Source organism: Vibrio xiamenensis (assembly GCF_900100015.1).
In the GTDB taxonomy this organism is placed as follows: Bacteria; Pseudomonadota; Gammaproteobacteria; order Enterobacterales; family Vibrionaceae; genus Vibrio; species Vibrio xiamenensis.
This window is the reverse complement of record NZ_FNDD01000050.1, coordinates 1-14,758: the sequence shown is the minus strand read 5'-3', so window position 1 is coordinate 14,758 and position 14,758 is coordinate 1. Positions and strand designations below refer to the sequence as shown.

At 44.4% G+C, this 14,758-nt stretch carries 13 protein-coding genes and 1 pseudogene; 4 read left to right on the top strand and 10 right to left on the bottom strand.

The features are described from left to right. Positions 1-275 precede the first annotated feature (275 nt). A pseudogene (locus BLS03_RS24220) lies at positions 276-772 on the top strand (GNAT family N-acetyltransferase). Positions 773-800: 28 nt separating this feature from the next. Beyond that, on the top strand, positions 801-1,217 hold the full coding sequence (locus BLS03_RS24215) for a GFA family protein (protein ID WP_093279421.1): 417 nt from the start codon (positions 801-803) through the stop codon (positions 1,215-1,217). 33 nt (positions 1,218-1,250) lie between these two features. On the opposite strand, the gene BLS03_RS25770 is transcribed toward BLS03_RS24215, so the two are convergent. The 3 genes from BLS03_RS25770 to BLS03_RS24205 all read right to left on the bottom strand — a co-directional run bounded on the left by BLS03_RS25770 (position 1,251) and on the right by BLS03_RS24205 (position 3,030). Continuing rightward, positions 1,251-1,409, bottom strand: a complete 159-nt coding sequence (locus tag BLS03_RS25770) for a hypothetical protein (protein ID WP_176765688.1) — start codon at positions 1,407-1,409, stop codon at positions 1,251-1,253. A gap of 87 nt (positions 1,410-1,496) precedes the next feature. Beyond that, positions 1,497-1,823 carry a DUF6572 domain-containing protein gene (locus BLS03_RS24210; RefSeq protein WP_093279420.1) on the bottom strand — a complete coding sequence of 109 codons (327 nt, stop codon included), beginning with the start codon at positions 1,821-1,823 and terminating at the stop codon, positions 1,497-1,499. Between the two features lie 202 nt (positions 1,824-2,025). Continuing rightward, positions 2,026-3,030 carry an AraC family transcriptional regulator gene (locus BLS03_RS24205; protein WP_093279419.1) on the bottom strand — a complete coding sequence of 335 codons (1,005 nt, stop codon included), beginning with the start codon at positions 3,028-3,030 and terminating at the stop codon, positions 2,026-2,028. Between the two features lie 165 nt (positions 3,031-3,195). On the opposite strand from BLS03_RS24205, the gene BLS03_RS24200 reads away from it, so the two are divergent. Next, positions 3,196-3,711, top strand: a complete 516-nt coding sequence (locus BLS03_RS24200; RefSeq protein ID WP_093279418.1) for a 2,4'-dihydroxyacetophenone dioxygenase family protein — start codon at positions 3,196-3,198, stop codon at positions 3,709-3,711. 2 nt (positions 3,712-3,713) lie between these two features. Next, complete coding sequence (locus tag BLS03_RS24195; protein WP_093279417.1) at positions 3,714-4,778, top strand: zinc-binding dehydrogenase; 1,065 nt, start codon at positions 3,714-3,716, stop codon at positions 4,776-4,778. A gap of 54 nt (positions 4,779-4,832) precedes the next feature. On the opposite strand, the gene BLS03_RS24190 is transcribed toward BLS03_RS24195, so the two are convergent. The 7 genes from BLS03_RS24190 to BLS03_RS24160 form a co-directional block, all read right to left on the bottom strand. Then, positions 4,833-5,861 carry a Gfo/Idh/MocA family protein gene (locus tag BLS03_RS24190; RefSeq protein WP_093279416.1) on the bottom strand — a complete coding sequence of 343 codons (1,029 nt, stop codon included), beginning with the start codon at positions 5,859-5,861 and terminating at the stop codon, positions 4,833-4,835. A 165-nt stretch (positions 5,862-6,026) separates the two neighbouring features. Continuing rightward, the gene (locus BLS03_RS24185) at positions 6,027-6,644 is read right to left on the bottom strand and encodes a 3'-5' exonuclease (RefSeq protein ID WP_093279415.1); all 618 of its coding nucleotides are present in this window, start codon (positions 6,642-6,644) and stop codon (positions 6,027-6,029) included. 544 nt (positions 6,645-7,188) lie between these two features. Continuing rightward, a complete protein-coding gene (locus BLS03_RS24180) occupies positions 7,189-8,004 on the bottom strand; it encodes a 6-carboxytetrahydropterin synthase (protein ID WP_093279414.1) in 816 nt (271 codons plus the stop codon). 247 nt (positions 8,005-8,251) lie between these two features. Next, entirely contained in the window at positions 8,252-8,905 is a 654-nt protein-coding gene (locus BLS03_RS24175) for an HAD family hydrolase (RefSeq protein ID WP_093279413.1), read from the bottom strand. A 352-nt stretch (positions 8,906-9,257) separates the two neighbouring features. Further along, on the bottom strand, positions 9,258-10,040 hold the full coding sequence (locus BLS03_RS24170; protein ID WP_093279412.1) for a YwqG family protein: 783 nt from the start codon (positions 10,038-10,040) through the stop codon (positions 9,258-9,260). Positions 10,041-10,224: 184 nt separating this feature from the next. Next, the gene (locus tag BLS03_RS24165; protein ID WP_093279411.1) at positions 10,225-11,988 is read right to left on the bottom strand and encodes a leucine-rich repeat domain-containing protein; all 1,764 of its coding nucleotides are present in this window, start codon (positions 11,986-11,988) and stop codon (positions 10,225-10,227) included. A 706-nt stretch (positions 11,989-12,694) separates the two neighbouring features. Further along, complete coding sequence (locus tag BLS03_RS24160) at positions 12,695-14,404, bottom strand: SNIPE associated domain-containing protein (RefSeq protein WP_093279410.1); 1,710 nt, start codon at positions 14,402-14,404, stop codon at positions 12,695-12,697. Between the last annotated feature and the right edge of the window lie 354 nt (positions 14,405-14,758).

Sequence of the window (14,758 nt, the reverse complement as noted above, 5' to 3'; positions counted from 1 at the left end):
AAGGGGAGGCGAAACGCCGGTTGGTTTTGGTGAGGTGGTTTGTATGATGCGCTTAGCGCGAGTCGATTTCTTTACTATCTGCGATAGCGCACCAGTTCCTTTTGTTGGCGCAAAAGGAACCAAAAGCGCCTCGTGATCTTTGATGTTGTCCGGCCCGGTTATAGGCGCGTCCTGCGCCGATAACCTAAAAATTCATCCCTGAATTTTTGCCTAGTGATTGGTTGAGTCGTTATCTAATCATTGATAGTTTTTAGTATTATGAATCTATTACTAGGTTGCCGTTTATTATTACTACCGAAAACTTAGAGTTGAGGAAGTTTATCCCTGAGGACAAAGAGGAGGTGATAGGCTTACTTCAAAATGCTGAATTCATGGCGTATTCACCTTTAGGTACAATGACGAGGCATCAAGCTGAACTTCGTTTTGACAAATTGCTCAGGTCGTTTCAAAGCAAAGGTATTGGTAAGTTTTGTGTTGTTGAACGTACGAATGGACAGTTAGTTGGCTATTGTGGAATTGAGTCGTTCACTTATCAGGAAAACCGAACGGTTGAATTAGGTTATAGGGTTCGGCTAGAGGTAAGGGTTATGCATATGAAGCGAGCAAAGCTACCCTTAATTTCGCCAAACAAGTTGGTTATACAAATGTGTTAGCTTTGACGGAAGTAGAGAATAAAATCTCTCAACATATTCTTCACAAGTTTGGTTTTAATTGCATCGGAAAGGGATATTACCAAGATATGCCAGCCCAATATTACAAAAAAGATATTTGAAAGTTTTGTTACTAAGGAAGATGAAATTATGGAAGATGTAATTTGCGGCTCATGCCAATGTGGTCAAGTCAGTTATGAACTTAAGGGAAAACCAAAGCTCGTATTTGCGTGTCATTGTACAGAATGTCAAAAATTAGCCACAGCTCCTTATAGTGTGACTGCGGTTATTGCTAAACAAGACATCGAATTTATGGGGGAGTTACGTGAATGGTCGAGAAGTTCTGATAGCGGCAACATCAATAGTGCCAAGTTTTGTCCAAATTGTGGCAATAGAATTTACCATTTTAATCCAGAAGATGATTTGACTATAAAGCTTAAACTCAAGCCAGTAGACAAAGCCACTTCAGCAATCTTTGAACCAACCGTTCATGTTTGGACTAGCGAAAAGCTGGAGTGGGTACAAATTCCAGCAGGCACAAAATGCTACCCTAAAGCACTGATATAGTAAGCTGATTATTTTAACTCATCAGGCAAAAATTCAGGGATGAATTTTTAGGTTTTCCGCGTCGGGAACGCGTAAAACCGTGCCGGACAGCGCCAGAGTACAAGAGGCTTTTTTGGTTCCTTTTGAGCCAGCAAAAGGAACTGGTGCGCTATCGCAGATGATAAAGAGATCGGTGTGCGCATGGCGCATCATACAAATGAACCTTCTTCATCACACACCAAAAACAAAAAGAGCGGCTATTGCCGCTCCCATTCCATGTTCCGGAGAAAATAAGCCGTTTTACGCTGGCACTTTGGCAAATTGCAGCGCTAATTCAAAACCGGCTTGTTTCACTGACTGTGAAGCGATGCTGAGGAATTTTTCTGCTTCTGCGTTTGGCGCATATTTCGAGATTAAGCGAATTTGGATGCGGTTATTGTCTAGGTTTGGGTATTTGTCAGACAGTTGCCCAGACTCGATAAAAGACAAATACGCGTTCAACTTATCTTGAAGTAACAGCAGCTTTTGATTTTTTTCATCCCATTCAAGATCATCAGAAATGACCAATACGACTTTGTCATTCAGTTGGGTGATCATATCGACTTTGTTTTTCTGCTCGATGCTCATAATGCGTGTCCTTGTTGCCAAGTCTATTTGATGAATTCGACACCATTCAGGCTTTATAGCGAAGATTAAATACGCTTTGGTGTTTTTGAATCATGCCTGAACATTAAGTGTCTGGATTACAAACCAATGTAGCACCGAGGCGTTTCTTGTTATTAAGACAGGTGTAAGGAAAGCCGTTTTTGAGTCTAGAGAGAATGTTGCGTCAAGCGGACGAATGAAATTGACTGCGCCATTGGCTCGGAGAGAGACCTGTCCAGGTTTTAAAGTGGCGGCTAAATACGGCGATTTCGGCATAACCAAGTTGCAGAGCGATGTCAGTGATAGAGTAACGCTCTGACTGCAAATAGTGCTCGGCGAGGGTCTGGCGTACGTGCTGCAATATTTGGCGGTAACTGGTACTGTCGTCTTTTAGTCGCAATTGCAGCACTCGCGGGTGTAAGTTTAGCGCTTTAGCGACACGTTCAATGCTGCATTCTCCGCTTGGCAATAAGCGGCCAATCATATCGCTGGTTTGCGCTGCTAAGTCATTGGGATAGCGGTTTTGCAGGTATTGGAAGTGCTCTTGAAAGTGACGGTCAAGGGCGTGTTGATCTTGGTGATTTTTGCTCGAAAGCAGATTGGCTTTAAGCCAGATCCCGTTAAATGATTCACCAACGTAAATGTCTGGTAGGTTTGATGCTTGCGACTTTGAGTGTGAAACCAGAAAGCGCTGCTGTAAGTGCAGCGCGATAAGCTGAACCTCAATATTGAGTATGCTAGCGACAAACTTAGCCATTTGCGCCACGCTCATTTGCAGCAATTGGGTAATGCCGCGTTTACTTTCAATGTCTAATTCCAGCGTAATACAGATTCGTTCGCCACGACGACTAAGGTGAATACTTGCCGCCGAGGACTGTAAGTACAAATAGTCATTGATGTGGGTTAGCGCTTCTCCGACCGTTTGCGCTCTGGCAACCAACATGGGTAAGTCGCCGAGGGCTCTTAAACTTTGCCGCTGGGCAAGTTGAATCCCAAAGCTTGGCTGCTGGCAGCGCAGCGCGGCAATTTCAAGCAGTTCGGCCAGTTTTGAACAGGCGATATAGGTATTGGGGTCGCGAAACTGAGCAGAACATAATCCTGCCTCATTAATAATGGATATTGGGTTCTGACCAAAGTCGGCTACCAATTCATTAAATTTGTCTGCTGCACCGGTTCTTACTATGCCCATCTCTCGTTTTTATATGTTAATAAATTGTAATTCGCAATATATCAAATTTGTTTCGTAAAACATCAAGTCGAGTGTGATTCCTTGATCTAGGTTGTGGGTGATTATCAAAGCGTCGACTTCGGCGCGCTAAATCGCTCCATAATTACAACAACGAGGAAGTCAGCTATGTCATTACCTGAAGTGATTTCACATCAAGATCTGCTACTAACGCTTAACACCAATGAAGAATCAATCATCAAAGACGCACTGCCGGGCGTTGATGTCTACCCACTGTTTTTGGACCCTGAGAATGGTACTTGGGTGATTCGCGCCAAATTCAAACCGGGCATTACTTTGCCTAAGCATTTCCATACTGGCGTGGTACATTTTTACACCCTAAGCGGTGCTTGGCACTACGTTGAATACCCAGATCAAGTGCAAACTGGCGGCAGTTACCTCTATGAGCCGGGTGGTTCAATCCATACTTTCCACTGCCCGCAAGGTTCTGGCGGTGCGGACGGCTTTATGGTGATTACCGGTGCCAATATCAATTTCGATGAAGATGGCAATTTCATGAATATCATGGATGCGGGCTGGATTGAGCAAGTGTTGATTGCTGCGGCCAAAGCGCAGGGCATCACCGCGCGTTACATCAAACCGGGCGCGATTGCTCAGATGAGCGATGAGTCGAAAGGAGCCTAACGATGACGATGATGAACAGCATAGTGATGCAAAACGGCGGGGTGCGTTTAACCAAAGCGCCTGTGCCAAAGCCAAGCGCTGGACAAGTGTTAGTGCGCAGCCTAGCGTGCGGCATCTGTGGCTCTGACTTGCATATTACTCGTCATGGCAATGAAGTGTTTGATGTCTATCGTTCACTTGGCATTATGCCTAGCGAAATGGATAACCAGAGTGAAGTCATGCTTGGTCACGAATTCTGCGCTGAAATCGTTGAATATGGCGCAAATACCACTCAATCTCTAGCCGTTGGCAGTCGTGTCACCTCGGTGCCGCTATTGATGAGCCAAAACGGCGCTGGTATTGGTGTGACACCAGGGGTTTACGGTGCGTACTCCGAGTATTTTTTGCTTGATGAAGCGCTCATGATTGCGGTGCCAGAGGGCGTACCATCAGAGGCGGCGGCTTTGACTGAACCCCTCGCGGTAGGCTTGCATGCGGTCAATCGCAGTGATATCGAAGTGCAAGATACCGCGCTGGTGGTTGGCTGTGGGCCAATCGGCCTTGCGGTTATCAGTGCGCTTAAACAGCGCGGCGTAAAACGCATTGTTGCTGTCGATATTCAGCAGCAAAAGTTAGATTTGGCCAAAGCATTTGGTGCAACCGATTTTGCCAATCCTAAGCTGGAAGATGAAGTGGCTAAAGGCGCTGAGATTGCCGATAGCGGGCGGTTGGTGATTTATGAGTGTGTTGGTAAGTACACGCTTATTGATGATTTTATGCGCCGCTCGCCTGCTGGTGCGCGCATTGTGGTCACTGGTATTCACACTGCGCCCGCAACCATCAATTACGCTTATGCGACAGTTAAAGAGCTCGACTTGCGCTTCTCTTACTACTATCAGCCTCATGAGTTTGAGCAGTGCTTGCACGCGATTGCCGAGCACAAACTGCCGTGGCAGAAAATGCTCACTGCCACAGTCGGCATTGATGGTGTGGAAGCCGCGTTCGATACGCTACTGACGCCCAACGATCATATTAAAGTGGTGATTGAGCCATGGCGCACTGGCGATCTTCAAGTCGTGGTTGCGTAACAAAAGCCTTAACCAGTATCAAAGCCCCAAGTGTGATTTGGGGCTTTTTCTGGCTTAGACGATTTCAATCACTTGGTTTTGCTGGGCGCTTTTCAGTGCGGCATCGAGAATTTTCAGCACTTGAATCACTTGCGGCTCAGTGACAGGCGGCGTTTCACCATGCTTGACGGCACGTTCAAATTGATTGTAGTAGTCGAAATAAGCGCCTTGCTCAGACGCAACGCGCTGTTCGCCGTTCTCATCACGCAATATCGGCCAGCGTTCTGGCTGTTCAATTCCCCAAGTAGACGGATTCGTGGCAGGTCTTTGCCCGGAAAAAATCGCTTGGGCCTGCACATCTGACATTTGCGATAGGTAACTGCCTTTTGAGCCATAAACCACAAACTCTTTTATTTCGATATGATTGAGCTTGCTGGCAGATACATACGAAGTGGCACCGGTTTGGTGTTTAAGCGTCAGCACAAAGCTTGCGTTGGTTGGCCCTTGTGGCAGTTCGACTTCGTCAATGTGCGCATGAACAGAAGTCACCGGGCCGAGTAAATACAGCGCTTGATCAATAACATGGCTGCCTAAGTCGCGCAGCAAACCGCCACTGGGCCCCGGTTCAAGCGAGGCGGGATCATCACAATCAAGCCTAGAGTGCAGTCGCCAAACTTTGCCGAGTTTGCCATCTCCAATGGTCTTTTTCAGCGTTTGCACATCGGTATCAAAGCGGCGGTTATGAAAAGCGCACAGCACCACGCCTTTAGCGTTTGCGGCGCTAAAAAGTTCCTGGGCAATGTCGGTATTTGGCGCGAACGGTTTGTCGGCCACCACATGCAGGCCCGCAGCAATCGCTTCGAGTACCAATTGGCGACGGGTTTGCGGAGGCGTTGAGATGGTCACCGCTTCAATATCGGCCGCTGCAATCATACTGGTTAAGCTGTCGTATATCGGCATGTCAGGAAAATCACGTTCGATGGCGGCAATTTTTTCTGCTGAACGCGCGACGATGCCAGCCAGTTGCAGGTTATCCGCCGCTTCGATAAACGGGGCGTGAAAATGCTGACCTCCGGTGCCATAACCGACTAATCCGATTCGCATACGATGATTCTCCTTGATTGTATTGAGCTTTTACTACCGTACTCCTGTGGGCACTATTTTCCAACAAGCGATGTTTTTTTGTTGGGATTTATAAATTCTCAACCAAGGAAATTTTATTAAGCCGATTGGGAAATGGGCTTAAATTGAAGCGAGAGGCGACTACCACTACTTAGTGACATTTTGTGTAAGCAGCGCTTTGACCGCGTGTTTGCTTGTTTTAGCGATTTTTTGCATTAAGGCAAAGCTGGGTGTTTGAATGCCTTGCTGGTTAAGTTCGTCAATCATCAGCATCCACAGCCGTGCCGTCATTTGTGAATCGGCTAACGCTCGGTGGAAAGTGCCATCGTTTTCAATGCGTTTAAAGCGCACCAGATCGCCAAGCTTATGGCTGGGTGAATCTTGAATTAAACGTCTGGCGATAAGCATCGAACAAGCAAAACTTTCAGTGTAAGTGGCGTCGATACGCGCTAATTCTGCATCTAAAAAGCGTTTATCAAACGAAGCGTTATGAGCCACCAAAGGGCTGCCAGCAATAAACTCGGCAAATTCACTCATGACTTCTGCGCAGCTTGGCGCGCGGCTTAGCATGGCGTTAGTGATACCAGTGTAGCCTTCGATAAAACCGCTGACACGAAAGCCCGGGTTCATCAACTGCTGAAAAGTCTCCACCACTTGGCCATCGACCAGTTTGACCGCGCCGATTTCGATTGCTCTATCGCCCATATTGGGTGACAGACCGGTGGTTTCAAAGTCGAGGACGATAACAGAGTGAGCGTGGTGCATAGTGGCAGCCTTAGAATTCGAAAGGCAGGATTATAACCTGATTCTTTTATTTATGTTTGTAGGGGAATTTTACTTTGCTACGGTTTTGTTTTTTTGTCTGTGTTTGGAAAAGGCAGAGAACGCTTGTTAGTTAGGTTCAGTGGGTCTGTTTGATGCGCCGCACGAGCTTGGATTTCTGTGGCTTTAGTGTTTGCGCATCCGTTCCGTTTGTTGGCGAAAGGGGAGGCAAAACGCCTTGATAGTTAGGTTCGGCAGGGCTGTTTGATGCGTCATACGAGCGTGGATTTGTCTGGCTTTTGTGTTTGCGCACCCGTTCCTTTTGTTGGCGCAAAAGGAACCAAAAGCGCCTTTTGATCTTTGATGTTATCCGGCGCGGTTTTACGCGTTCCCGACGCGGAAAACCTAAAAATTCGTCCTGAATTTTTGCCTGGTGAATTGAAATAATTTGATCTGTTTTCGTGGTGGGGTATTGGGTCGCGTTGCAAATTCATCCGTGAATTTGATTTATGCATTGGCTTCGATTTTCGCTCAGATTAAGTGGCGCTTACAGCAGAGTCACTGCGCCTTTGGAGAGACCTTCGCTGACGCGAACGCGAATGCTGCCAGCGTCTGGATACATCTCTTTCACCATGAGAGTGACGTGTTTGGAGATGTTCTCAATCGACGGTTCGCTGGCGACGATTTCTAACAGCGCGTTAGGCATACTGACTTCAAAATCGCCTTGTGACGCTTGGTAACGAATGGTTGAAAGGCTTTCACCTTGCTCAACATCACTTTGGTTAAAAAAGTGTTTGCCATTGAGTCTGGCTGCGATTCTGTCGTGAATATCCGTGTTTGGCTGACCATCAATCACAATTTCAAGCTCAGCGCTGTGGCCGTGAATGATGCGTTGGCAGTTACCATCGTGCAGCTTTAGGCCATGGTTGTATTGAAAACTGGCGTTGGCATTACGAGCAAGCTCAATATCGAACTCGAAATCCGGCATCGCGTCTAGGAATTTTGCGTGGAGATATTCTTTGATATCAGCAACGTAGTGGCTTGATTTCAGTTCGATAGGGCAATACATCGAACTTGGGCCAGTCGATGTGATAACGCCGCTCGCGACATGAAATTCACCGCGGCTGATGCCATTTTCGGCGCGTAAAAATTTAGGGTCGCAAACCAACTTATGATCGACTTGGTTATCGCAGATCGCTTTCAGTCTCGGTTTAATCTTGCCAAAATCCGAAATCATGCCGGATTCGTCCAGTTTCCCTGTGACCATTACGCTCAGCGACACGCTGTCTCCACGGATCTCTTTTCCGTCATACACTGAAAAATCGATCGCGGTGAGATCGTCTATATACATCGCGGTTTTCACGACATTACCCCCTTCAAAAAATAGCCGTAAGGCCAAAAGTCGGGCGAATTGTGGAGAATATATCGATATTTTTCAAGTGCGGCGTGGTAAAGGATAGGGGGATTGAATGGATTTTATCGCTGGAAAGGCTTGTTAGATAAGGTGTTAAATCTTTTCAGCGCGATAATATAAACAACCAAAGTTGGGCGAGGAAAACTGCGCGCTTTGGCTGCTTATATGCACATGGGTTATGCTCATCGAAGAGGCACTAGCCAAGCAGCGCCATATCGAATTGATCAAAATGGGTGATCACATCAAGACCGTACTCAGAGTAGTCGCCATCAATCGAGTTGACGACGATAACTTTGCCCGAGTTCGCCGCCTGTGCAGACAGAATCCCAGTGCGAGAATCTTCAAAAACAATCGCTTGCTCAGGTGTGCAGCCGAGCTTTTCCATCGCGACAAGGAAGATGTCTGGGCTCGGCTTACTTTTAATTTTGCCATTGTTGTAAACGATGCTGTCGAGTGAGAACCAACGTTTAAGATCATAATGCTCGAAATAAAAGCTGACATTTTCGATGCCCGATGAGGTGGCAATCGTAAACGGAACATTTTGCTGCTTTAAGCGATCGAGAAACGCTTCGACGCCCGGGCCCAGCGGCAGTTGCTCCTCTAAACACAGCTCCTGATAAAGATGCTCTTTTTCCAGTACATATTGCTCAATTTCAGCATCGCTAAGGGTTTGCTTGAACAACTCTTTGAAGATGTCTTGATTTTGCTTACCGTGAATAATTTGGTTTTTCTGGTGGTCGCTGAAGTTGAATCCATACTTCGCGAGAAATCTGTCCCAGGCTTGATTGTGCAAGTGAGTGTCCCACAACAAAGTGCCATTAAAATCGAAAATTATCGCTTTGTATTTCATCACTCTTCCTTAACGTTGATCAGTTCTTGAACCAAGCCTAATTGGTAATCAATGGCTTATATCACTCTGTTGTAGCACTGGTTGTTGTCTTAACGCTAGGAGTGGGGGAGCTATTTAGTTTTGTTTGGTTAGTGTGATGTCATGTGATGTTAGGTTGGGTTATATGATGCGCCAAACGCGCGCCGATCTCTTTTCTATCTGCGATAGCGCACCAGTTACTCTTTGCTGGCACAAAGAGTAACCAGAAATGCCTTTTGTGCTCTGGTGTTGTCCGGCCCGGTTTTAGGCGCGTCCTGCGCCGAAAACCTAAAAATTCGTCCTGAATTTTTGCCTGTTATCATCCATAACGTAGTCAATAGCAATCCCAGTTATACCAAACTCTGGAAAAGTCACGGTTTCTGAGTGCATCTTTTTCGATAAAAAAATTACAAACGCCTAAGTCTCCCCATGTGATGTCTACATCGCTCAAATACTCTGAATCCATCTGAAACAGCAAAACCCAGTCATCATACCTGCCATAAATGCGTGGATCTTCTTGGGTGAAGTGCGCGTAGCCTCCCACTTTGCTGCCTTCGGATGATAAATTGTCATAAAGAAAGTGGCCGAGTTCATCACCGTGCTCGAATGGGTCGCCCACGTATTTTTCGTAGCGAAAATCTTCAGGGGAGGGGATTTCACGGTCGAGTGTTGCGATTAATCGATGTTCTCTGGATAGGGGTAAATAGTTCTCTGGTTCTGCTTGTGGCAGGTCCTGAGTAAGATGTGATTGGTTGTTATCAATGACGGGATGGTAGATCACTTGGTAGCCATCATGTGAGCTAATAATTTCTTCTACAGATCTATCAATATCCATTCCGTAATATTGATTATTTGCGATGAAAAACTGCAGGATACCGGTGTGCGGAAATCCTTCTAATTGAGGAAGCTCTTCGAAATTGAGTTGGGCAATTAAGATAAGCTTGTTGCCCGACTCTGTTTCTGGGTAGCTCATGTTTTTGGGCCAGTAAGGTTTGCCACCAAATTTGCTACTCCAGATGTTTTCAGCGTTTTGTGGTCTTGGTTTTAACCTTATGATTGGCAGGGCGAATTTTTGTAATTGGTTACGTATATTTCTGACTTCCAGCTCAATGTCCATGATTAATGACCTGTTTTTTGTTTATGTTAGTGGTTACCTATTCGCAGCTCAGCGGGACTAGCAGGATTTACAGTCGTTCGTGAAAGCATCAAATTGTAAAAGCTATGCTGAGTGAGAAATTGCAGAGCGCCTAATTAAGCGCTCTGCGAAATGATGTTCCCTCAATATTTTTAAGGAATATTGGTTAGGGTTTAATACACTCGCGAACTTCTTGGCGGTCGAGTTGCTTCACTTCAACATATTTGGCGGCTAAGCAACCGATATACAGTTTCGTGTATTTAGTTAAGGCATCTTTGCTCTTAATGCTATCTTTTTGTTTATCTATCATTGCTTTAGCTTGGGCTTGGCACTCTTGGTTATAAGGTTCTAAAGTTTGCTCGCACTGCGCTTCACTCTCGATATGCAGACAAGATTGCAACGACTTATTTGCGCATAAGAATCCAGCGCCTTTGGTGAGAAGTCGTTGCAAAACCAACGCTTGTTTTATCGCTTGTTGCTCTTTGGGATCATCTAAATTGATCAGTTGAAACGCTTTTCTGGCTACCACATTGTCACGATAGAGGATCTCCAACACCCAGCGGCCAGAGACCAGCTCGCTTTTATCGCCGAAATACCACATGGCAAGGTTTTGGTCATGTTTAAACATGGTATCCGTCCAGGTTGACACGGTGAACCCTTTGCCGGTTTTTGGGTCGACAATCTCTGGATGGGTCATGCGCACTGTGATAGGAAATTGGCTGGTTTTGGCGAGGTTTGGATCAACTTTGCCCTGCGCGTTTTTAGGCAGAGTGACCGAGTAGCGAAAGCCAATATACTGGCCAAGTGAGGGTGCAACCATCTGGGTTGGCGTTACCTCGTATTGATGGCCTTTCTGGGTTATCACCCCACCTTCAATAATGCTCACCCGCGGTGCGAGTAAGTTAGAGATCCCCTGCGCTTTCTCGGGCTCTTGCGATGTGGTGGTTAACGCTGCTGTATAAGGCGTACCTTCAACTGAGAACAGGTCGAACTTATGGTCGTGATCAAAAGTGATGTCGTAAAGTGGGTTATTGAACGCGATGAGTTTTGTAAGTCCACTTTGCTGGCTTATGTCGAGCTCGCTCAGTTGGTTGTTGTTAATTTCCAGTGCGCGCAATTGCGGGTTTTTGCCAAGAGCAAACTCGTCTAACGCGTTGTAGTCGGCTTTGACCTCTTGCAGTTTGGTCTGCTGGCTCAAATCGAGTTTGGTCAATTTATTATTACGGACATTAAGCTGTTTTAACTCGGGGTTGTGGCTGACATCGAGCGCGGTTAACCGGTTGGAGGATAAATATAAGTAGCCAAGTTTAGGATTATGGCTTAGGTCAAGCCGGGTTAAGCTGCCAGAGGTTAAATTTAGCGAGCTTAGATTCGGGTTGTGAGTAACATCCAGTTCATTGAGCTTATGCATGCTCAGTCCCAAATCACGCAGCTTATCTAAATGGCTGACATCCAGCTCGGCAATAGGCATTTTGTAAGCGTACAGGCTTTCAAGTAACGGGTTGCGGCTTACATCAAGCTGGGTGAGTTGGTTTTTTGATACGTTGAGCATCTTGAGCTCTGGGTTATGGCTAACGTCAATATCGGTAAGGTCGTTACCAGCAACGACGATGCGCTCGAGCTTAGGATTATTGCGGGTATTCAGGTGAGCTATCTGGTTGTTGAGTAGCACCAGATGTTCAAGATTTGGAAAGTATTTCAGCTCATCTACTGAGGTGATGTTGCTGTCACTACAATCAATTTCGGTGACAGCCGCTGGCGAATAGCTTTCGACACCGGAAAAGCAGAGTGCAAAATTTTTGTCGCTAAAAAGAATATCGTCGATCACTTTTGGTTCGGATAAACTTGCACAGCCAGACAGTGTTATAAGGCTAGCGATGAACATTCCTCTTCGCATGCGGATAATATGGCGGTCAACTGACGGTTTCATGATTTGTCATCCTTTAATCATTTTTAATCTTTATTCGGGAACCTTAAAAATACTGTTATTGGTTTTATTCAACCTTAGTCTTAAACATTTGAACCAGACTTTTGGTGTTAAATGTCTTTATTATTGAATTGCGGTTTATCTACTCTTAATAGTAAGTATTAATACTGATATAAATGGCTTATTAGCCGATATTTTACGAGAAAACCTTGTTTAACTCTCCAGTTAAAGTGTCGGAATTATTAGGCTTTTCGTCTGAAATAATCATGTTTATGGAGTAAAAGGTATTAAGGTCTACTAATTATCTAAATGAATAGAAATCGAGTTATTGGAAGTGGCTAAGTTATCTGATGAGTTTTCTCATGCGCCAAACGCGCGCCGATCTCTTTTCTATCTGCGATAGCGCACCAGTTACTACTTGGTTTGCGTTTGAGCTTCTGACTGTTGGTGATCAGTTTGTGTGAAGTCAGTTTGTATGATGCGGTGCTGGGCTGTCATTTTTGATAAAGCTAGTTTGTATGATGCGCCATACTTACAGCGATCTCTTTCACTAAAGTGATAGCGCACCAGTTACTCTTTGCTGGCACAAAGAGTAACCAGAAATGCCTTTTGTGCTCTGGTGTCGTCCGGCCCGGTTTTAGGCGCGTCCTGCGCCGAAAACCTAAAAATTCATCCATGAATTTTTGCCTATTAGTGTGGTTGTTAGACATTAATCTGCAACAACGAGTTCGGCTTTTTGCTCTTTTTCAATAGATAAACTTTCTCTATATTCAGCAGCCTCAGCTTTCATCGTCCAATGCACATCTGTTATTCCATTATCTTCAACTGCTTGCCTAACTTCTTTAGCCGAAGTTCTAAAGAATTCTTTGCGAGGATTAATTTTATTAACTGATTGGAGATTAAAGCGTTGATGCAACTCCTTCTCTAGCGCAGGCGCATCGTCACTGTAGATCATGGCATGCACATCGAAAGCAAATGGTACAGATGCATCTCCGAGTTCTTTGACTCTGTCCATTGGTTCTAGTCGTCGAGTCATACCGATTTTGAAGACATCTTCTCCGAAACTACCCACATTACTGATGACATAAACATGCCCACGGCGAGTCTGTTGCGCCATGGATATTGCTCTTTGTCCTTTTTCTTCAGCTTCATGCAGTTTAGTTTCTAATTCTGCGAGTTGAGCTTCGTAAGCAGCTCTTTGTTCTTCTGACGCTTTGGATAGTTCTGAGCGTGCTTTTTCTAAAGCTTTTTGAATTAGGCGCTCTTCCTTTTCTGCCTCTTTTCTAGCTTTTTCCATTTCTCTTATAGCTCTTTCTTCCTCTCGGATTTGAGCTTTAATTTCAGCTTGCTCTTCTCTTTCGATTTTTCTTAATTCATGGGCTCTAACCGCCCACTTCAACTCGTCTAGTCGGATATCTAGGAATTCTTGATTAATACGAGCGTTTCTGAATGGTGATCCGTTGTGGTTCACTAGTGCGTAAGCATCGATGATCTCTTGCTTAATCTTGCCAAAATTATCGTGTTTGACCTTTGCTAAAGCACTATCAACTTTTCCGTTGAACGCATCAACAGCGAAATGTACTGCATATGTTCGGCGATGATGTTCTACATAGTCACAGCTTCCCGCTAATCCATCTTTCACCATTTCCCGAACACGTTTACGTGCTTTTTTTAGCTCTTCACCCGCTTCTTTGTAACTGAATTCTTCTGCCAAATCATCGAGAACTGAGTGATTTGGGATTATGTAATCATCTTTATAACCATCAATAATATTTTTCATCGCTTTTATGGTTATTTCGTAAAGATCTGCTTTTTCTTTCGCTTCATAAGCGCTACCAGCAATCTCTTTAGCTCGTTCCTCCGCGTACTTAATAATTATCTCAGCTTCATATCTAGCTTCACTTTTTATCGAATCTGCTTTTTCTTTAGATATTTTCAGATTATTAGTAGCTTCGGATTTTAGGATTTGTGCATCATTTATTATTGTTTCTGCCTGTGATTTTGCATCCTCAATATATGCGTTGCCCTTTTCTTCTTTATTTAAAGCATTTTTATTGGCGTTATCTAAAATCGAGCTAGCTTGATTTTTTGCATTATCTATCAATCTATCTGATTGATCTTTCATCATCTCTGATTTGGCTAATGAGTCAGATAGTATCTTGTTGCAGTGGGTTTCCATATCGATGATTGATGAATATTTTTCTTTTATCTGACTTAGAGAGTGATTTGTGTTATCTAACGTTGATTGTAAATCTTGTTGTTTTCCATATAGATTCTTTATCTCTTGGTCTTGGTTTTTAATATATTCATCTTTTTTTGAGCTAATGGAATCCACTCTTTTTTTAGATATGAATAATAATATGTAAAGAATAATTAAGATGAATATTATAATTAACATTGTGGGTGAATATTGTTCCATAGTGCTCTCATTGATAGTTTTTATTTCAATATACTATCGGTATTATTGTTATTTTTATATTTAGTATGACGATAAATGAGATACAAGATGGAATAAAATATCGGTGAATGCGTTGATTTATAAAATATCAAATATTTAATCTTAATTAGGCAAAAATTCAGGACGAATTTTTAGGTTTTCCGCGTCGGGAACGCGTAAAACCGTGCCGGTCAGCGTGAGAGAAACAAGAGGCTTTTTTGGTTCCTTTTGAGCCAGCAAAAGGAACTGGTGCGCTATCGCAGAGGGCAAAGAAATCGAAAAACGAATGGCGCATCAGACTAAACAATTTAACCAAAGACACTCGAGATTACGAAT